1 pseudogene is annotated in these 654 nt (G+C 59.9%); it reads right to left on the bottom strand.

Annotated elements, in window-relative coordinates:
* Window positions 1–15 precede the first annotated feature (15 nt).
* Window positions 16–654, bottom strand: a pseudogene (locus tag SO140_RS46310) (IS630 family transposase); the annotation flags it as partial.

Here is a 654-nt window from a genome sequence, read left to right as displayed (position 1 = left end):
TAAAGCGTGATGGCATTAAGTTCGATAGCCTGAATTTTTGAGGTAGTTGGCGCATTCCTCGGGGGTGAAGGCATCGAGTGCGTGACCGATTGCGGCGCAGACCGCATCGACGGTTCGCGCGGCCGCTTTGCGGAGCAGGTGCTTGAGCTTGGCAAAGACCTGTTCGATCGGGTTCAAGTCGGGCGAGTATTTTGGCAGGAAGAAGAGTTTGGCGCCGACCGAGCGTATGAGTTGGCGAACTGCTTTGCTCCTGTGGCTACCGAGGTTATCCAAGACGACGATGTCACCGGGTCGAAGGACGGGTAGAAGAACCTTCTCGACATAGGTGCGAAAGCTCACGCCATCGATCGGGCCCTCGATGAACCATGGCGCATCGATCCGGTCATGGCGCAGGGCCGCCAGGAAGGTCATGGTCTTCCAGCGGCCGTGCGGAACCTTGGCGGGAAGTCTGTGCCCGCGCGGCGCCCATCCCCGCAAAGGCGCCATATCGGTTCTGGTCCAGGTCTCGTCGATGAAGACCAGCCGCTCAGCTTCGACGCGACCTTGATACTTTGTCCATTGGAGGCGCCGCCGCGCCACCTCGGGTCGATCGCGTTCGCCAGCCGCCACGCTTTTTTTTGAAGCTGAGCTTCTCGGCATGCACGAAGTCCCACA

This window comes from Bradyrhizobium sp. UFLA05-108, from assembly GCF_059803455.1.
This window is presented reverse-complemented; position numbering and strand designations above follow the sequence as displayed.